The sequence below is a fragment of the Marinomonas lutimaris genome, from assembly GCF_019426345.1.
Lineage (GTDB): Bacteria > Pseudomonadota > Gammaproteobacteria > Pseudomonadales > Marinomonadaceae > Marinomonas > Marinomonas lutimaris.
Window position 1 is genome coordinate 14,138 of record NZ_JAHLLW010000016.1, and the last position, 22,172, is coordinate 36,309.

The following is a 22,172-nucleotide window of genomic DNA, read 5'->3' on the forward strand; positions in this document are numbered from 1 at the left end:
ATGGATATCACCTCTCCAAATCGGGGACATATTCTCGTTTCATCTAATCAATCTGCTCTTTGGTTCTTGTATAAACTGTCTTCTGAATCTTGTGCTTATAATATGCATTTTGCCTGTGTGCTGGGGCGGGATAAAGGTCAATTGCTAGCGCTTGATCAGCTTGAAGAGAGTTTTTATCAAGCGGTTCATCTTCAGCATACGATGCGTACCGGTTATTTCCAGGAGGGGAGCGAAGTAAAAGCCAAGCTCTTTGAGGCAAGTTGTGCTGAGTTTATCTGTGAACGAAAAAAACTGACGGAGCAGGAGCATAAAAGCTGGGTGAACGGGTCGGCAGATCAGCCTTTTTGTCTGGAAAAGGGTTATGTCATCAGAGCCAATGTATGTATTGATCAAGACGTTTCCTATTTGGTGGTGACCGCACATCACATAGCAGGTGATTTCTATGCTATGGAGCGATTTATGCAGACCTGGGCTGAGTGTTATCAGCACTTGATGGGAGAAGGGGAGGCTCCACAGGTAAAGGAACAGTTTGCTGACTGGCTAGGACGTCAGGAGGACTGGCTGTCAAGCGAACAGGCGAGTAATACCATGCAGTTTTGGAAAGAAACCATTGGCTCTCTGCCAGAGAGTCTGCATGTTCCTGCGGACTTTGATCGCCCCAATGTCATTGGTTTTAACGGGGATCAGTATGTTTGCCATGCCGATGCAGAACTCTCCGATGCTCTGTTGTATGCTGCGAAAGCCTTAAAAACAACTCCTTATGTTTTATTATTAAGTGCATTTCAATATTTCCTATATCGCCTAAGTGATCAAAAACGCTTTCTGATTGGTTCGCCGACTTCTGGTAGACGTGGTCGACGGGACCGAGAGGTGGTGGGTTATTGTGCCAACCCAATTCCTGTTTTAGCGGATTTTAACGAAGACACCAGTTTTGCCGAGCTTATCCAAAAAAATGCGAATTTTTTCGCTCAGGCAAGACCTCATCAAAGGTTGCCTTTTGCCAAACTAAGTCAGGCATTGCTCAAAGATCGCAGCGCAGAGAAAAGCGGCCTGACCAGCCATATGATGACCTATACCCAAATGCATGACACGCATTTCGCTTCGCCAATTATTGGGGAAATGTTGCAGCTGGGACAGCGGGGAGCAGCTCATGAGTTACATCTTGGTGTGTTTAAAACCCAAGTAGGGAAACTGGATTTTATCTGGCGCTTTAATACCAGTTTGTATCGTGCGGACACCGTAGCGGCGATGGCGCAGGATTTTTTTGCCCTGCTGCATTGTTTATTAGCTGCTCCAAATGAGAGGTTATCGATCCAAACCGCGTTACTCTGGCTCGATCGGGCATCAGTAGATACGCAAGCTAGTGAGATGTCTGACGCACCTTGCTCAGCACTTGCCCTCTGGCAAAAACGCTCAAATGACGAAATCGCACTCTTGCATGGTGATAAACGCATTCTTGTTGGAGAGGTTAATCAGACGGCAGAGTGTTTAATAGCGAGCCTTAAATCGCAGAAAGAGCGAATAGACAGCCCGATTGCCATCTTGTTACCCAGAGGGGAACGGCAAGTGGCTGCCATGCTAGCCGCTTGGAGACTGGGTGTACCCTATGTACCGCTGGATGATAAACAGCCTAGTACTCGTTTACAGCTTATGCTTCAGGAAGTGCTAGTCAGTGCGTGTATTGGTTTGGGTGAACGCCCGGATTTTTTGCCTGAAAACAGTCTTTGGCTGGATATGGGACAAGACATGTCTTCTGCAAGCCGCGTCTTGCCTTCTGTTTCTGGCGAACAGGAATCTGTAGATAAAAATGATACGGCATATCTGATTTTTACTTCTGGCTCAACCGGTACGCCCAAGGCCGTTTCCGTTTCCCAAGGGGCATTGGCCTCCTACGTGGATGTGGTGAACGAGCGGCTTAATTTACCCGCAGGCAGTGTCTATGCGAGTCTTGCCAGCATTGCGACCGACCTCAGTTACACGGCATTATGGGGTGGATTATTGGGTGGGTATCCAGTACGCATTCTGGATGAAGAATGGATGCTGGACGCAGAAGGTTTGGCGGATCACCTACAGACTCATTCTGTGGATATGTTGAAGGTTGTACCATCTCATCTACAGGGGTTACTAGCCTCGGAACGTCTGGAAATACTTCCCAAAAAAGCTCTGGTGTTGGGGGGAGAAGGAGTAACTCCTGAGCTGGTTAAAAAACTGCAACAACAGGCCCCAGAACTGGCTCTCTTTAACCACTACGGGCCAACTGAGACCACCGTGGGGGTAATAGCAGGCAAACTGGAAGCCGGGTCTCCCATTTCTTTGGGGACAGCGTTAGCGGGCAATCGACTCTATGTCTTGAGCAATGACATGCTGCCAACACCAGTGGGTGGCATCGGGCAGCTTTATGTTGCGGGGCGTCAACTGGCTCAAGGGTATTGGCAGGACGAAGAGAAGACTGCGCATAGCTTCATTGATAACCCCTTTGCGTCAGGTGAAAAACTCTATCGCACGGGAGACAGGGTAAGGCGTTTGCCAAACCAGCATCTGGCCTTTGTTGGTCGGGGTGATGGTCAGGTGAAAATCCGGGGTTACCGTGTGGAGCTGGCCGAGATCGAGCACAAACTTGCGCAATTGTCTGGTGTGATGGAATGTGCTGTGCATTTTGACAAAATCGAGCAGCGAGAATGCCTCGTGGCTTTTGTGGTTTCAACACAGCCAGTTAAGGACATTGAACAGGCTCTCGCACAAGTGCTACCTGCCTACATGATGCCACACTTCTGGCAGAATCTGGACGTTCTCCCACGTAACAGCAATGGCAAAATTGATCGTAAAACGCTGCGTGAACGCGCGAACCAGTACCTGTCTGAGCAAGAGAGAAAAGAAACAGAAAACCACGTCGGTTCAGAAACTCAAGACAATACTTTGGTTCAAGCACTACAGGCACTTTTTGCCAAGGTGCTACAGCTGGAGGAAAGTCGTGTGGATAAGGAAGCGGGCTTCTTTGCCCTTGGCGGCGATTCCATCCTTGCTTTGCAATTGGTGGCTGCGGCCAGAAAAGATGGCCTGTCGTTAACCCCACAGTTAATCTTTCAACATCAGACACCAGCGGCACTCGGTGCGTTTTTACAGACGCAAGCTCCTGCTAAAAAAGTCGCGCACTCTGGGACGGTTAGTGCTAAGGAAGATGCTCCAGCCAGCACGCCAAATGCGATGCGTCGCGCCAGTATGTTCTTGCCAGACAACCTAACATGCGGTGAGGTCCATGCCCCAGTAAGCCAGCAGGATCTGGAGCAGGTGTGTCGTTTGATTGCCCCAGACACCATTGAAGACATTCTGCCTCTCTCTCCCGGTCAACAAGGTATTTTTTACCATTGTCAACTGGATAACAATCCTAGGCTTTACACCAATGTGACCACCTTGTCGCTCGAGGGCGAGTTAGAGGTATCTGCTTTCTTGCAAGCCTGGAAACAAGCGGGTTTGCGTCATGACATTTTGCGTAGTCAGTTTGTTTGGGAATCATTGGAGCAGCCTGTCATGGTGGTGTGTCGTGACCTTGCCATGCAAACCGATTTTCAGGACTGGCAAGCGTTCTCAGCGCAGATGCAAGAGGCCAGGTTGGCAGACTTTCTGGCAGAAGAAGAACGCAACGGCTTTGTAATCAGCCAAGCGCCTTTAATGCGCATTACTCTGATTCGTTTCTCTCATGATGCGTGGCGCTTGATCTGGGTACGTCATCACCTGGTGGTGGATGGTTGGACATCATCACTGGTGGCGGGTGAAGCCATTGCGCTGTATCAGCAAAAGTCGTTGGCTCCTGCTCCCACACTGGCAGCCTACAGCACATGGTTACTCTCACAGGATGAAGACACCGCGCTGCGCTACTGGCAAGAGGCTCTAATGGGTGTTGAGGAAGCCACAATACTGAGTGACCACCAGATCAAATCGACTGGTGAAAATCAGCAAAACTACCATCAGGCACAACTGCCTATGGCGTTGAGCGAGCAGGTGCAGCACAGCGCACGCCAACATGATTTAACCGTCAACACGCTGGTGCAACTGGCGTGGGCTTTGACCTTGAATCGCTTTACTGGCCGCACCGATGTGGTTTTCGGCACAACCAGCTCCGGGCGCTCGGAGCTGGTGGATGCTATTCAGCAAACCGCTGGTATGTTTATGAATACCCTGCCGCAACGGGTCATACTCAAAGGGGAGCAAACCTTGGCAGAGCAGGCCAGAGCCTTGCAACTGAGTGCGGCAGAAGCACGACAGGCAGAGCATCTTTCTCTGGCGCAAATACAATCCTCCCTGTCTTTACCACCGGGCGAAGCCCTGTTTGATACAGTACTGGTGTACCAGAATTACCCCATTTCTTCGGCGCTGACACAGCTTGAAACACCGAAAATTCAGCTGCTTCATGTGGCGGAACACAGCAACCTGCCGCTCATGCTGCAAGTGGAACCGGGTGAGTCATTATGCCTGCATTGCCGTTACGACCGTCAGCGTATTGCGGACAATACTGTCACAGCACTGCTTGTCACCTTTGAGCGGGCGCTGGAGGGTTTAACCCAGGGGCTTGATCAAACTGTTCACACTTTGCTTGGCAAACTGGTTGAGCAGGAAAAAGCTTTGTCTATGGTGTCTGGTAAGTCACTGGATAGTTCGCAATATCAGGACCTGCTTACCCAAATCCAATATTGGGGACGCACCACTCCGGATAAAAAAGCGCTGATAGTTGAGGATCGAAACTTCACTTACAAAGCATTGTGTGAGGCTATTAGTCAGCGTGCGCTCTATTTTACGGACAGATTAGGCAATGTGCCCGAGGCGGACAAAGTGGTTGCTGTGGCGCTGGCGCGGGATGCTCAACTGGTGATCAATCTTCTGGCTCTATACCAGGCTGGTATTTCCTACATCCCGTTAGATCCAAGCCATCCCAAAGAACGGTTGGAAAGTATTCTGGAGCAAGCGAAGGTGGCCTTTATGTTGGTCACCGAGTCACTTTCTTTAGATGTCGAGGTGGAACAGGTCTCTCTTGCTCAACTGGAACAGGAAAACAGTGCTATTCAGAACGTTGGCGACCTCTTGCCAATCCTATCCGATTCGGCCATTGCCTATCGTATTTTTACTTCTGGCTCGACCGGGAAACCCAAAGGGGTAGAAGTATCCAGAGGTGCATTGAAACACTTTATGCACGTTATTGCGGATGAAGTGCCTGTTTCTATAAACAGTCGCCTGTTGGCTGTGACCACTGTTGGCTTTGATATTGCCGCATTGGAGCTGATATTACCGCTGTTACAAGGTGGAACACTGGTGCTGGCCAATGACGAAAACAGCAAGGATGGACAAGCTCTGGCGCAGTTAATAGACCAGCACCAGATCAATGTGATGCAAGCTACACCGGCAACCTGGCATGGTCTGGTGGAATACGACGGCCCCTGGTGGCAGACACTGGATGTGCTGGTGGGAGGGGAAGCCTTACCTGTCACTTTGGCACGAACCTTACTTAACAAAGCCAACAGCCTCACTAATCTATACGGCCCGACCGAGGCCACTATCTGGGTGAGTTGTGAAAAGGTTACGCTTGCCTCGCTGGATAATCTGGATGGCAACCATGTTGCATTGGGTCATCCGTTTGCCAACACCGCATTGTCTGTGCTCGATAACCTGGGCTATCCGGTGCGTCCTGGTGTAGAAGGGGAGCTGTATATCGGCGGGTATGGGCTGGCGCAGGGCTATCTGAATCAGCCGGAACTGACAGCCGAGAAATTTGTCCCCGTGCCTTTTGCCAAAGAGGTTTTTTCTGCTCAATCCACAGATTTTGAATCCACAGGTCTTAAATCAATAGCACCTGATTTCCCAATTGGCGAAAAACTCTATCGCACCGGAGACCGTGTGCGGATGGATCAGAATAAGGTAATCCATTACCTGGGGCGCATGGATTTTCAAGTCAAACTGCGCGGTTTTCGCATTGAACTGGGGGAAATTGACGCCCTGTTGCAACAACACCCAAGCGTTAGGGAAGCCGTTACCCTCATGTGGGATGAACAGCCAGACAAGGCCTTTATCGCAGCGTATGTGTCACTCATGTTTCCTCAAAAAGGGCAGGCAGAGGCAGATCTTATGGCCTATATGGGTGAACATTTGCCAGCTTACATGGTTCCGGCACACATTCAGATACTCGATAATCTACCACTGAATACCAATGGCAAGATCAACCGCCGTGCATTGTCATGCCCGACACTTCTGGAAAGTACCCATTATGAGTGTCCTCAAACCGAGGTGGAACATACCTTGGCGGAGATCTGGCAGCAGATTCTGTCCGTCAAAGATCCCGGTGTGAGGGACAACTTTTTCCATTTGGGAGGCAATTCCCTGTCGGCTACGCGCCTTCAGGCCAGAATCCAGCGGGCGTTTCATATCAGCCTTTCGTTGGCAGACATCTTCCAGAACCCAACCATAAAAGCCTTGGCCGAGAAACTCGACGTGAACACTTCCCAAGAGGATGATCTGGCGGCGATGGCAGCATTATTAGATGAGTTTGAACTATGAGTAAGTCTGACGTGAAACAACAAAATAGCCAGGATGCCAAGCGTATTGCTGAGCGATTGGCCGCATTACCAGCAGAGAAAAAAGCTCAATTTCGCGCGCTATTGGCGTCTAAAAATATCGATAGCTGGCAATTACCCATCGTTCCATTGCCACAAAAAGAGGGCGACAGAAAAGCGGTGCTTTCCAGCGCTCAACAACGGCTCTGGTTTATTGATCAATACGAAGAAAACAGCGCTTTATATAACCTAAGTGGCCGTCTGCAACTGACGGGGCGTTTTCACCTTGACGCCATGAAACAGGCCTTTGCTACTTTGCTAGAACGCCATGCTGTTTTACGCAGTACCTATCAGGTAGATGAGCAGGGAGAAGCCTGGCAGCGACAAGAGCGGGATTATACTCTGCCTATGCAAATTGAGCTGAATGTGGTGGATATGGAACAAGCCTGTGGCCGGCTGATTCGCCAGCCCTTTAAGCTGGATCAAGATTTACCGGTACGTATTGCCTTGTTAAGTGAAGGTGGAGAAGACTGCCGGGTCTGGCAATTGCTCTTTGTGATCCACCATATTGCCTTTGATGCCTGGTCCGAAGCTCTGCTGATTCAGGAACTAACAGCGCTGTACGATCAGTTCGTGAAAGGTCAGATTGCTCTTGATACGGAAAAACTGAAACAAGAAAAACAGTTGTCAGCAGCAACACTGCAATACGCGGATTACGCCGTTTGGCAACGGGAATGGTTGAGCAGTGTCCACGCCAGCTCACAACGGGCCTATTGGTGCTCGGTACTACAAGATGCATCGAAAAATACCGCCTTGCCGTTTGATTTTCCCTACCCGGATATGGCGGCAAGAACCTACGAGGGAGCGGAAGAAAGCCTGAGCCTAAGCCAAGATACGGTGCAGCGAGCGAAAGCCTTAGCCAATCGGGAAGGCACCACCTTGTACAATGTAATGCAGGCTGCGTTTGTGCTTTTGCTGAATCAACAAGGCTGCGGTCGGGATCTGTGCCTTGGTACTTCTGTTGCCAATCGTCAGCGCCCGGAGCTGGAAAACCTGCTGGGTTTTTTGGTAAATACTCTTGTATTACGCCATCAATTAGCGGACAAAATGGCGTTTCGTCAACTGCTCTCTAACGTGTCGTCGACCACTCGCTCGGCCTTTGAACATCAGGATTTCCCCTTCGATTTACTGTTGGATGAGCTGAACATTGAACGTGGGCAGGCCTGGAGCCCATTGTTTCAGGTGCTGTTTGTCTATCGCAATGTGCCACGCCAATCCTTGCAACTGACCGACTTAACCGTCGAGGTGGTGGATAAGGAACTGACTCAGGCCCGTTTTGATATGACAGTTCGTTTGAATGAAACCGAACAAGACGATGGTCTACGGGTGGACCTGGAATACAGCACGGAACTCTTTCGCCGGGAAACCATTGTAACGCTACTGAATCAATATCATGACCTTCTAATTAAGGTTCTGGAAGCACCAGACCATGTGTGGCAATTGACAGAACGACAATTGACAGAATTGCCGTTGAGGGAGCAAGAACAACAAGAATCGAACCAGGGGGCAACCCATTCAGATGAGAATCCTCAACAGGAAAGTACCGCTTTATACAGTGACGAGGTTATAGCTCTGGCGCAAAACATTGCCGCAGGTTATCGGGAGTTATTGCGTAAAGACGTAAACCTGGAAGACAGCTTTTTCCAGCAAGGGGGTGATTCCATCCTTTGTTTGCAATTGGTTGCCCGTCTGAAAAAAGACGGAATCAAGCTGACGCCTAAGCTGGTCTTTGCGAAACAAACACCCCTGAGCATTGCCCAGGAAATCATTGACAAGAAAGCGCCAGACACCGCTACTGTGAGCACTCAAGCGGCCGTTGCAGACAGGCAAACCGTGCCTCTTGCGCCAATACAACACTGGTTCTTCGAGCAGAAGCTGACACAGGTAGACCATTGGAATCAGTCGGTGTTACTAAGCTACGAAGGCGAAATGGACAGTATTTACTTTGCCCAGGCGGTAAAACAGGTTTTTGCCTTGCACCCGCAATTGAATACCCGTTTTCAACACAAAACGTCGGATCAGGTAGTGCAAACGCTCACCACAGGGGAATGGGAGATAGCAACACATGCCATTGCCTACGCCGATTTACCTGCTTTGCTGGCACAGCAGCAGTCTTTATTTTCCCTAGTGGACAAAGCGCCTATTCGTGTGGATCTTATCGACTTTACTGACCAAAGCGACGGGCGCATTTTATTGAGTGCCCACCATCTGGTGGTCGATGGTGTTTCCTGGCGCGTGCTCATAGGTCAGCTTTGTCAGGCGTATTTTTCCCAGCTAGCCGGACAATCGACTGAGCTGTTGGCTCCATCGGCGTCTTACGGTCAATGGGTCGCGGAGTTAGGAGCCTGGTCTGAGGCAAAAAAACAGGCAGCTAAAACCTACTGGCAAGCACTAGCCGACACAGACAAAAGCGAACAACAAGCGTGGGTGAGTCTACCCCTAGACCTCTCCAATGCTGACCTTTACCAGACGGCGAATCTTGACCAGCCCAATACACTGGCCGAAAGCGATTCCCTGGAGGTGCACCTGCCCCATGAGCTGACACAAACACTGACTACTCGTGCTTTAACAGCTTATAGCCTGAGGATTGACGATTTACTGCTCGCCGCGTTAAATCATACCTTGTCTCGCTGGCGTGGGCACTCTGACATACTGGTGGAGATGGAAGGTCATGGCCGTCAGCATGACGTACTGGATTTATCTCAGACTGTGGGCTGGTTTACCAGTCGTTACCCCGTGTTGCTGCATTGCCATTCATTGGCACAAACAGAAGATAGCCTGCGCTGCCTGATTCTGGATACTCAAGCCCAACTGAGACGAGTGCCGGATCAGGGGCAAGGCTATGGTGTAATGCGTTACCTGTTTGATGCTTTCCCGTCTCTGGCGACCCCTTCTATTGTATTTAACTACTTGGGACAACTGGATCGTGGATTAAGCTTACAAGACGTGAACGGTACGCGACTGTCTCTGGCAGATGAATCTGTCCCTCACCAACGCCACGGCGATAACCGCCGCAAACAGTGGCTGGACATCAACGGGATGATCAAAAACGGCGAGCTGGTGCTGCGTTGGCAGTTTAATCGCAAGGTGCATTCTTCCAGGACAATACAGACACTGGCAGACCAGTTTATCGACATCTTAAGCATCCTGATCCATCATTGTGAGAAGGCTGAAAAATCAGTTTCTTTGGCGGACTACCCCTTAATTGCACAAAGTATTGTAAGCCAGCAAGCGCTGGAGAGAGTGCTCGACACGCTGCCAGTCTCCCTGGACGAGCTGGTGAACCTGTATCCGCTGACGCCCACTCAACAGGGAATGCTGTACCACACACTGGCCGAGCCAGAAAAAGGTCTGTATTTGAACCAGAGCTTGATTGACTTTCATGGCACTCTGGATGAAAAAGCCCTGCAACAAGCCTGGCAAACATTGATGGATCGCCATGATGTGTTGCGTACTGGTTTTGTCTGGCAAGGGCTGGACTTGCCACTGCAATACGTTAGCAAGCAGGTCGCGCTGGATTGGCAGACGCTAACCTTACCCCATAATGCGTTACATGAAGAAAGCATCCAGACCCTGGCCGAAACGGAACGACAAACCGGGTTTGATGTACAAAAACCGGGATTAATGCGCTTTAAGCTGATTCGTATCCGCCCTGATTATCATTGCTTGATCTGGACGCGACACCACTTGATTGTGGACGGCTGGTGTACCGGGCAAATGGTGAGGGCAGTGCGTATCGCCTATCAGGCTTTGGTACAAGGCAAAACCGAGCCGAATATCATACAGCCGTTGGCTGTAGGGGAGTTTTCCGACTTTGTTGCTTGGTTAAAGCAACAGGATCAGGCAGCGAACCTGAACTACTGGCAAGGAGTCTTTGCCAATGTTGACAAGGCAGAAAAAGGCCGCCTGCCCAAACCCATCAAAAGCGCCAGCGGGCATGTATCGGCAACAGGTGGTATCCGTCAATTCACTCAGACTTTGAACCCATTGGCAAGCGATGCGTTGAAGCGTCTGGCAGCAGAGCACTCTTTAACCCTGAATGCCTTATGTCAGGCGGCCTGGGCACTGATTGTCAGTCGTTACACCAATAGTGATCAGGTCGTGCTGGGTATTACCAGCTCGGGCCGACCAGATACCTTGGATCATGCCGAGCGCATCATGGGCGTGATGATCACTACTTTTCCTCTGGTGGTAAACCTCGGTGACCGACAGCAATCCCTGTTGGTTCTGGCTCAGACATTGCAGACTCAACTGGCCGAGAGTCGCGAGCATGAACATGTGCCACTGGTAGAGATACAAAAAGTCGTTGGTGACAGCGAGGCCCTGTTTGACAACCTGCTGGTGTTTGAAAACTACCCAGGTGAGCAGCATGAAATGGGCGGTGATCTCCACTTTCGTCTTAAAGAAACACGTGAAACCAACAACTACCCACTGACGCTGGTGTTAGTGCCTCATACTAAGTTGAAGAATAGCCATTTAGACATTCGTCTTGCAGTGGACACTCAGAAAATGGATCTGTCCGTGGCCTGCGATATGCAAAGGGCATTTGTGACCCTGCTGGAGCAGATTGCTCAAAATTCTCACCCGGAAAACAACCTAAGCTGTGCTCACCTGATACGCCATCTTGCAAGCGGTCAGGCACTTGATCAGGATAGTAAGAGCCCCTGGCATTGGAACCAAACCCAAAAAGACTACACAGTACCTGCCACGCTGGATACCTATCTGGCTCAGCAAGCGGAGAAAACACCGAATAACACAGCGCTTGTGTGTCCGGCTGCCACCGTTGAATCCTATTGGCAGACGGACGGGGATTTGCAGCTGTCTTATCAGGCATTACATGAGCGTGTCTCGCAATTGGCTGCGTACCTGCAAAGCGCCCACGATGTCCAAAAAGGCGAGCGTATTGCCTTGTGTTTGCACCGCTCCCCGGAGATGGTTATTGCCATGCTGGCCTGTGTGAAACTGGCCTGTGCTTATGTGCCGCTGGACCCGGATATGCCCGCCAAACGTCTGACGATGATTCTGAATAATGCTCAGCCCTGCCTGATTCTGGCCCAACAACATACCCGGACTTCGTTGCCAGAGAAGAACCACAGTACTGTATTGTGTATGGAAGAGGTGATGGTAGCTTCTCAGTCCATGTCAGCAAAAGAAGCAGAAGGGCAGTTAACAGCCCTTAATGCGTCCCCTCAGGCGGATGACATACTCTATGTACTCTATACCTCAGGCTCGACCGGACAACCCAAAGGTGTGGCGGTGCCCCACGCAGGTATTGTTAACCGCATTGCCTGGATGCAGGAGGCCTTTGGCCTGCAAGCGGAGGATGCGGTGCTACAAAAAACGCCTTATGGGTTTGATGTTTCCGTGTGGGAGTTTTTTTGGCCGCTGGTGACCGGAGCTTGTTTGGTGATGGCTGAGCCAAACGTCCATAAAGACAATCACCGATTGGTCGCGCTGGTACGGGAGTATGGCATCACCACCATGCATTTTGTTCCCGCTATGTTGCATGGTTTTCTGGAACAGCCGCTTGCTGAATCTGGATTAATCAGGCCTGAATCAAAACCACTGGCGCTAAAACGTTTGGTTTGTAGTGGTGAAGCCCTGCCTTACCACGTACAACAGACCTGCTTTGAAAAACTGCCGAATGTGGCACTGCATAACCTATACGGCCCAACGGAGGCCTCCATCGATGTGACCTGGTGGGATTGTCAGGCCCAGAACATTGAGAACGAAGTGCCGATTGGTTACCCCATTGCCAACATGCAGACCTGGATTCTGGATAAGGATCTAAACCCGGTTCCTGTGGGTGTTGAAGGAGAACTTTATTTGGCTGGTGTGGGGTTGGCAGCAGGCTATCTGGGGCAGGAAGAACAGACACAGGAGGCCTTTATCCCCAATCCCTGGGCGCCCGCTAATGCTCGGATGGATGCGCAGTATGCCCGCTTATACCGGACACGAGATCTGGCGCGCTACCGTCCTGATGGGGCCATTGAATACCTGGGCCGGGCCGATTTTCAGGTCAAACTGCGCGGTTTGCGTATTGAACTTGGCGAGATCGAAGCGGTGATTGCCCAATACCCACCGGTAAAAGAAGTGATTGTACAACTGCGTCAGCGTGGTCAACAGCAGGCGTTGGTGGGTTACATCGTGGCAGATGCGGCCATTGAAATGGACACCTTAAGTGACTTTATGAAACACAGGCTACCGGCTTATATGGTGCCAGAGCACGTGGAAACACTCGCAGCCCTGCCTTTAACACCAAACGGCAAAGTGGATCGCAAGGCTCTGCCCGAACCCATTTGGGATCAGGTGCCGTTTGAGGCTCCTGCCACCCCGACCGAAGAGGCGTTAGCCGAACTATGGCAAGCCCTGCTGGGAATCGATGCGGCTGGGCGCCGGGATAATTTCTTTGCCCTAGGCGGACATTCTCTGCTCCTGACCCGTTTGGTTAACCGGATTAATCAGCATTTTAACCTGAACCTTCGACTGGCTGAACTGATGGCATTGTCAGACCTACAGGCATTGGCCGCCTATATCGATATGTGTTGCCAATCTTTCACCTCTGCGATCAACACCACAGACAGCGAAGAAGAAAGGGAGAGTTTTGAACTATGAACATGACCGTCTTTTTAACGGAATTATTTCAACAGGGCATTCGAGTACGTCTAGAAGATGACAAACTGAAAGTGGATGCACCAAAGGGCGCGTTAACTCAGGACATCAAGGCGACCTTAAGCGCAAATAAATCGGCATTGATCGACTATCTGCGTTACCAGAATCGTCAGACGTCTCTGCCAGTACTGGCGCGTGTCGACAGAGCACAAGCGCACTTTTCCTTATCCTCAGCCCAGGATCGCATGTGGTTTTTGCAGCGGTTTGAACAGGACAGCGGCGAATACAATGTGAATGCATTGTTGGCTTTGACGCCTTTGACAGAGTCGAATAACTGCAACCATACCGTGCTTTTTAAACGCGTGTTTACAGCACTGATTGCCAAACAGGAAGTTTTTCGCACGGCCTTTGTGGTCGGGGGCGATGGCCGACCACAAGCCAATTTATTACCCTCCGAACTGCTTCTCTCCCATTGGGATATTGCGGTAGAGGATTTTCGTGCCGACCCGAATGGGCAAAGACATTATGAGCAAGCGTTAAAGCGGGTCATGCAAACCCCCTTTAATTTGGCTGAGCCGCCCCTGTTTCGTCTAACCCACTTTCTCTTGCCAACGGGGGAGTCGCACCTTTTATTGACTTTCCATCACATTATTGTGGACCACTGGTCATTACAAAATTTGACACGGTTAATGGTAAAACAGGCCAATGATTTTCTGACGCAAACTACCTCAGACACCGGGTCAGAGAAGGAAACTTGCCAATACCTTGATTATGCCCACTGGCAGAAACAACTTTTGGAAAGCGATATCTACGATACCTTGTTGACCTATTGGCGTAATACCTTGGAGGATGGCGAATACCGTCTGGAACTACCGCTTCGTACCTTGAAAAGTGCCAAAGTGCAGAGCAAGACAGCACCAGAACAAGAAGGCGATCGCTACCATTTTGCGCTGCATCAAGCCGACTATCAGCGCCTGAAACAGGTGTGTGAACAGCAGCGGGTGACACCCTACGTGGTATTGCTGGCAGCGTATCAATGGATGTTGCACCAGCGTACCGGACAACGGGACATTCGCGTTGTCACTCCGGTAACAGAGCGCCCCTTACCAGAGTTGGAAGGCATGTTGGGCTTATTCGTCAATACGCTGATTATCCGTGCCCAATGTGACCGTGATACAAGCGCGGCCTCGTGGCTGGACCGTGTTCATCAAGCCGTAATGGGAGCCCAGAGCCACAGTGCTATGCCATTTGAGAAACTGGTGGAAGAGCTTGTAACAACGCGGGATCAGGAGCACGAACCGCTGGCGCAAACCCTATTTAATTATCTGGAAGCGTCGGACGTGAAAGACATGAGGTTAGGGGATCTGAACGTCACCTCCCTGCCAGTGCCCGAGTTGGGAGCCAAGTTTGATTTGTCCTTGTTTGCGCTTAAGGAAAAAGACGGTATCTCTCTGTCGTTTCAGTACCGCACGGCCTGTTATCAAGCCGAAGACGTGGCACAACTGGTGGCATATTACCAAACGGCACTGTCTCAGTTACTCGGTGCACTGCAAGGGGAACCGGAGCGTTTGTTGCGCACCTTCCCGATATTAAGCGAAGACGAATGGCAGCAATTGAGAGCCTGGAATCGTACAGAAAAAGTGGCCTTCCTGCCGCCGCAATTATCCCACGCCACATTGGGGGACGCCCTGTTGGCACAGGCACAAAAAACACCACAACAAAAGGCATTGGTGTTTACAACCCGCGAAGAGGGTAAAGTGGTTACTCATCACTGGGATTACCAAACCCTGGATCATCAGGTGAATAAACTGGCTCACTGGCTGTTAGAGCAGCCAGGGGTTGGCCCGGAAAGCCGCATTGCAATTTGTATGGAACGCAGCGTTCAAATGGTAGTCAGCCTTTTGGCGACGGTCAAAGCTGGTTGTGCCTATGTACCGGTGGACCCGGAGCACCCAGAACAACGTTTGCAGTCTATTTTGGGACAGGCGAGCCCGGCCCTGATGCTCAGCCAACCCGAGTGGATGGACAAAGCGAGTGGGCTATGTGCGGACCTGCCCTGTTACGTGGTCGATAGCGCGTTCTCTTTATGCGCCTCATTTAGTGATGAGGTGGTTTTGCCGGCAGTGGACCCTGAGCATTTGGCGTATATCCTGTTCACCTCAGGTTCAACTGGAAAACCCAAAGGGGTTGCCGTGCCTCATGTGGGGGTCATGAACCGCTTGCTCTGGATGCAAGATACTTATCCGCTGGATGCCAGCGATGTAGTGCTACAGAAAACCCCATACAGTTTTGATGTGTCCGTGTGGGAGTTTTTCTGGCCTTTAATGGTGGGAGCCACGTTAGTGGTGGCGGAACCTTCGGATCATAAAGATGCGGAAAAGCTGGCTCACCTGATTGAAGCGCATGGCGTGACTACGCTGCATTTTGTCCCCACCATGCTTCAAGCTTTTCTCGATGGGCGGGCTATTCAGAAGGAGCTGGCGATTTTAGAGAACAAGAGCACAGGGAATTGTTCTTCCATTCGGCGTGTCTTCACCAGCGGTGAGGCGTTACCCTTTGCCTTGAAAGAACGCTTCTTATCACATTTTACCTGCGAACTGCATAACCTCTACGGCCCGACAGAAGCCTCCATTGATGTGACCTACTGGGATTGTTCTACGCCTCTGGAAGGCTGTGTGCCCATTGGCTACCCCATTGCCAATATGCAGACCTGGATTCTCGATGATGACCTGAACCCGTTGCCTGTTGGTGTCGCAGGCGAGCTGTACCTGACAGGGCCGGGGCTGGCCAGAGGCTACTTTGGTCGGGACGACCTGACCGAGCAGGCCTTTATTGCCAACCCTTATGTGGCACAAATCAGCCCGACCCAAAACCCGCGTTGGTATGCGCGTTTATATCGCACAGGGGATCTGGCGCGCTATCGTTCAGATGGCAGCATCGAATATCTGGGACGTACCGATTTTCAAGTCAAACTGCGTGGCTTGCGCATCGAACTGGGCGAAATTGAAGCGGCGATTCTTAGCTTGCCGTTTGTTAAGGAAACCATTGTGGTGGTAGAAGACCAGACTCTGGCCGCCTATGTAGTGCTGATAGGAGAAGAGCCTTCCTGGCAGAGCTGGCAGGCACAATTGGCGCAGCACCTACCCGCATATATGATTCCGGCGGTGTTTATGGCGTTGCCTGCCATGCCAGTCAATGTCAACGGTAAGGCTGACCGTAAAGCTCTGCCCAAATTGGATTTGGCCACACACAATGCTGGGGCGTATGTGGCACCGCAAAATGAAAAAGAGCAACACCTGGCCGAGGTGTTTGCCGAGGTACTCAAACTGGATAAGGTCAGTGTGGGAGACAATTTCTTCGCTCTGGGGGGCGATTCCATTTTGAGCCTGCAAGTAGTCTCCAAGGCCCGTGAACGTGGCTTGCAGATACAGCCGAAGGATGTCTTTAAGCAAGCCAGTGTGAGAGCTCTGGCGTGGGTGGCAAGCACGGCTCAGGAAACCCGCTTTAGTGCCGAGCAAAGCCATGGTGACACGGAACTGAGTGCTATTCAGCATTGGTTTTTGACACAAAACCTGTCTAACCTAAACCAATTTAACCAGGCTGTTTTACTGGCTTCACAACAAGATATAGATGCCTCTGTGCTGGAAAAAGCCCTTTGGTACCTTTTGCAATCCCATCCACTGCTGTGCGCTCGTTTTAACCGCCGGGACAAAGAGAGCTGGAATGAAAGCGTCAAAGCGTCAGGCTGGACACAATCTATCCCGAACCCCGCTGAAATAGATCGAAAAGCCGTCGTTCTGAACCAGCATAAATGGAAGATAGGTGAGCAAGACGCTTTAGAAAAAACGTCACAGAAAGAAGAGCCTTTACAAGAAAAAATCGACATTCTGTGCCAGCAAGAACAGGTCTGTTTATCCCTGCAAGAGGGCAGACTATTTCGTGCTAGCCTAGTGTCAGTTAGTTCACCAAAAACCGTTTCTTCAGCAAAAGCCAGCTCTTCACAAAGAGTAGAGACTCAGGCAACGACTTCCTATCGTTTATTGCTGGTGGTGCATCATTTGGTGATCGATGCAGTTTCCTGGCATATATTGCTGGCGGATCTGGGGCAATATTATCGCCACATTCTCGCGGGTAACACGCCAGAAACACAACAACCTCGTACCTTACCTTACAAAGGTTGGCTGGAGCAGGTGGCACGGCATCATGCCAAGGCAGAACAACAGGAAAAAGGCATTGCCGCTTGGCGTACTTGGGAGCAACAAAGCGCCGTACAAAAGGCGCTGCAAAATCGTTACCCCTTTTCGAATACCTCTCTGTTTCCAGAGCAGGCGATTGGCTTAGCTGATACAGTACGTTTTAGCCTGAGTCGGGGCGAGACCGAAAAGCTGCTCTTGCAGGTGGGCCTTGGAGTCAATGCCACTACAGAAGAAGTGTGTCTGGCCGCGCTGTCCCGCGCTTTGTATCAATGGACGGGGGAAAAAACACACCTGATTCAACTGGAAGGGCATGGCCGTGACCAACTGGATCTGGATGTCAGCCAGACGGTGGGCTGGTTTACTCGCTTGTATCCGGCCTTGCTTACTTTTGACAATGAGGGTCTTGGAAATGAGAGCATGGATAACCTCTCGCTCTCCTCTAATCAATGGCGTAAAAGCCTATTAGCGACACGACAAGCTCTAAGCCATCTGCCCGAGCTAAACCATCTTCTTGGGAAAGACGCCGCGTTTCTGTCGGTGCAATCCTCTCTGGTACATCTGCGCTCGGATGAATGGCAAGCCCCTCTGGTCTTTAACTATCTGGGGCAGTTGTCAGTGTCTTCCGATACCTTACAAGCTGGTGATACAGCAGAGATGCTTTTTTATAAAGCTCCAGAAGCTCTCTCTGCCTTTCGGGATGAACAAAATCCTCGTTACTGGCCTATAGAAATGAATGTGTTTGTTCAACAGGACAAATTGAGTGTGAATATCCAATACGCCGCTCAATGTCTTAGCCGGGAACAGGCGCAAACGTTGGCGTCTTTGATGCAGCACAGTCTTTCGTCTCTGGCACAGGTAGACGAGCTTGTGAAAGGTGCCATTGCCGCGGATTATCCACTGGCTAATGTGACTGATCAGCAGGCACTGACACTGGTTGAAAAAATGGATCGTGAAGGCAAGGTGTTAGAGGATCTTTATACCCTTTCACCGGCCCAACAGGGCATGTATTTTTACTGTTTGGATCATCCTCAGGCCTACATCAGCCAAAGCCTCGTGGCATGTCGGGGGGCGTTCCACATTAGTCATTTCAAACGGGCCTGGGAGAGGGCCGTTGCACGCCATACGGCGTTACGTACTTGCTTTATTTGTGATGATGTGAATGAACCTCATCAGGCTGTGCTGGCACAGACACCTTTGATCTTTACTCAGCAAGATTACTCGGCTTTGTCCGTCGTGGCTTACAAGAAACAGCAGCAAAGTCTGTTACAGCAGGAACGCCAATCCATCGATTTGGAGCAGGCGCCTTTAATGCGTCTTTCCCTATTGCAGCAAACAGACGAGGCCGGCGAGGCGTGTTATCAGCTTGTCTGGACCATACATCACCTCATTATGGATGGCTGGTGTCTGCAACGTCTGGTCAGTGAAATCATGGCCGACTACCGCACGCTCTGTCTCAATGAAAGAAAAAAATCGGTGGCTCCGGTGCTAGTACGGAACACCGAATATCGTGATTTCATTGAATGGTTAAAAGATAATCAACAAAGTGCCAAGGCAGAGTCCTACTGGCGCTCTGTGTTGCAGGGGTTCGCCCAGGCCAATGCTCTGCCGCGCTACGAAACACTCAGCCAGCATCATGAACAAGCGACCTGTCAGGATGATTTTGTCAGTATGACGCTGGGCGAACAAAACAGCGAACGTCTTGGACAGTGGGCCAGACAACAGGGCGTCACATTGAATACGGTGATTCAGGGCATTTGGGGACTAGTGTTGTCCCGCTATATGGCGAGCGATGACATCGTCTTTGGGGTGACCACCTCTGGTCGCCCGGCAGACCTTGCTAACGCTGATGGCATTATGGGCGTTTTCATAAACACCTTGCCTCTGCGTCTTCGTATCAATGGACAGGCCGGGTTAACGGACTGGCTACAGGCGCTACAGGCGCAGAACCTGAAAATGCGTGATTATGAGCAAACCCCTTTGGCGAAGATTCTGGGGTGGTCTGAGGTGCCCAGCAACGATGCCCTGTTCCACAGTGTCTTGGTGTTTGAAAACCTGCCTGTTTCGGATTCGTCTCCCATTGAAGGGCTGTCTCTGACGCTGGAAGCTCACCATGTAAAAAACAATTTCCCTCTAACGCTGAGAGTGGTGCCAAAGGCCAACCTGCAATTTGACTTGCTGCTAGACCCAGAAAAGGTCGATAGCCATCTAGCAAAAGACATGGTGCAGGGGATGATGCAGTGTCTTGACCTGATTACGCAAGAGCAGAAAACGCAAAGCAGCCAGAACCCTGAGCATACCCTTGGACAGGTTATACGGCATTGGTTAATGACATCAGTGTACAAAGTGCATAAAGCACAGGATGCTGAAAATGCCTTACAGCAAATCTATAAGCAAGCACGCCACGCCAAGGCACTAGAATGGGAAAGCCATCAGTCAGATGTGTTGAACACTGACAACTATGAGGCCTTATTGCAACAGGCGGCAGCCTTTGCGCGCGCTTTGCCTGAGATAAGAGAGTCTGAGATAAGCGCTTCAAACTCAGCCGGCCATGAGCCAGTGGTTGCCATTTGCCTGCCAAGACAGAAAGAGCAGGTGCTTGCCATGCTGGCTGTCTGGTGGAAAGGGGCCGCCTGGGTGTGTATTGATCCCGAGTTCCCACCATCGCGCATTCAGGACATTATCGCCGATGCCAAACCTGTTTACGTGATTGCCAATGATGCGCCTGCTTGGGACACAACATGTACTTGGTTGCCATTAGCACAGATCACAGCCAACACTGCTACTTTGATCAATACTCCGTTGCCAGCATTGCCAGCATTGCCAGCATTGCCGGCGCTTAAAGCTGAGGATACGGCTTATCTGGTGTATACCTCAGGTTCAACTGGTAAGCCCAAAGGAGTACAGGTGAGCCATGGCAACCTGATCAGTTACGTCTCTGCCCTGTTTGATAGAATCGAGCTGCCGCAGGACGCTTCTATGACCACCTTTGCCACCGTAGCAGCCGACCTAGGTTTTACCTGTGTATTGGGGGCATTATGTAGTGGTCGGACGTTACGATTGCTGCCTCCTGAGGCTTACTTTGATCCAGAAACCCTAGCCCTGCGGCTCGGCAAAACCCCCGTATCGATACTGAAAATCGCACCAGCGCACTTAACGGCGCTGATGTCGGTAGAAGAACCAGAGCGGCTTTTGCCCAAGACCTGCCTGATTGTCGGGGGCGAGGTGCTGGACCAAACCCTGTTCGCACGGCTGAAATCCCTGGCACCTGGCATGAAAATCATCAACCACTACGGCCCGACCGAGGCCACCATTGGCTGTGCCGCCGGAGAAATGCACAGCGTAGAAGACCGTGTTTGTATTGGCACCGTTCTGAACAACAATCAGGCCTATGTGGTGGACAACGCCGGGCTTATGGTGCCCCCTTGCATTGGCGGAGAGCTTTGGATTGCCGGTCACGGTGTCGCCAAAGGCTATTTGAATAAGCCGGAGGAAAGTGCCAGACAATTCAGCCGGACAGATATATGTGGTTTAACTGACAGTGATTTAACCAATCACACAGTCTCTCTGACACTCTATAAAACCGGAGATCGAGTGGTTCAAAAGAAAGACGGCTCGCTTATTTATCTAGGACGCAGGGACGATCAGGTGAAAATACGCGGTTTCAGAGTGGAGCCTGATGAAGTCGCCGTCACGCTGAAAAAACTGCCCGAGGTGGTAGACGCTGTGGTCATGGCAATAGACGGAGTGTCGGGTAAGCGTTTGGCTGCTGCGGTGAGGGTGCAAAATGGAGCGATTCTGAACGATAAAAACACAGGAGAGGCTCGTTTTCTGAAACAGTTGGAAATGTCTATGGAACAGGCGTTGCCAGATTACATGGTGCCAAGGCGCTGGCTTGCTCTGACACACTGGCCATTACAACGCAATGGCAAGCTGGATCGTCAGGCGCTGAAAAAACGTTTTATGGAAGAGAAGCAGGCAGTGGAATCCGAAGATACTCAACACCTAGAGGCAGCGTCAAAGCCAAAGTCAGCGATGGCATTGCCTGAGGAAAAGGGTACCTCTGTACAAGTGACTTTGCAGTCTATCTGGCAGACGTTGTTAAAACAGGATGTGGGCATTCACGATAACTTCTTTAGCTTGGGAGGCGATTCTATTATCGCCTTGCAAATGGTGGCCAAAGCCAGACAGTACGGCTTTAAACTGACACCGAAGCAACTCTACGCCGCTCCATCAGTGGCGGAGCTGGCGCGTTGTTTAGGCGAGAAAAGTCCGAGAGAAGAAAACCCAAAAGAAGAAAGCTTAAGTAACACGGCTCTGAGAGTAGAAAACTCAAAGAGCAACAGAGACATTCAGGAGACCTTGATCCAGCTCTGGCAGGATTTACTCAAACAAAACGTCGTGCCTGATGATAACTTTTTTAGTCTGGGGGGCGATTCCATTATCGCTTTGCAAATGGTGGCCAAAGCCAGACAACACGGCTTTAAACTGACGCCGAAACAACTCTACGCAGCGCCAACTGTAGCGGAGTTGGCGTCTTATTTGGAAAGCCAGCAGAAAAGCCAACTGGAGAGGAAAACGCAATCAGTGGTTGTGGAGAAATCAAGTTCCAATGAACCGCCTCGTTCTGTCTCTGCAACAGTGTCTAACCAGACAGAGCAAATACCACTCTTGCCGATTCAGCATTGGTTCTTTGAACAAGCTCAACCCCATCCCGATTATTGGAATCAGGCAGTGATGCTGCAATTGCCCCATCGGGTAGAGCATG

General features: G+C 50.8%; 3 protein-coding genes (1 of these 3 cut by a window edge). All 3 read left to right on the top strand.

The features are described 5' to 3' along the window. Tightly spaced (each overlapping or abutting the next), the 3 genes in view from KPL72_RS16020 to KPL72_RS16030 form a layout consistent with a single transcriptional unit that may run on beyond the window. Window positions 1-6,543 carry a non-ribosomal peptide synthetase gene (locus KPL72_RS16020; RefSeq protein ID WP_219703686.1) on the top strand — a complete coding sequence of 2,181 codons (6,543 nt, stop codon included), beginning with the start codon at window positions 1-3 and terminating at the stop codon, window positions 6,541-6,543. Further along, window positions 6,540-13,214, top strand: a complete 6,675-nt coding sequence (locus KPL72_RS16025; RefSeq protein ID WP_219703687.1) for a non-ribosomal peptide synthetase — start codon at window positions 6,540-6,542, stop codon at window positions 13,212-13,214. Before KPL72_RS16020 ends, KPL72_RS16025 begins: the two co-directional genes overlap by 4 nt. Then, window positions 13,211-22,172, top strand: partial view of a non-ribosomal peptide synthetase gene (locus KPL72_RS16030; protein WP_219703688.1) — the 5' portion only. It continues 5,243 nt past the right edge of the window; 8,962 of the gene's 14,205 nt are visible here — the first part of the coding sequence; it begins with the start codon at window positions 13,211-13,213; its stop codon lies off the right edge, out of view. The genes KPL72_RS16025 and KPL72_RS16030 overlap by 4 nt, the downstream gene beginning before the upstream one ends.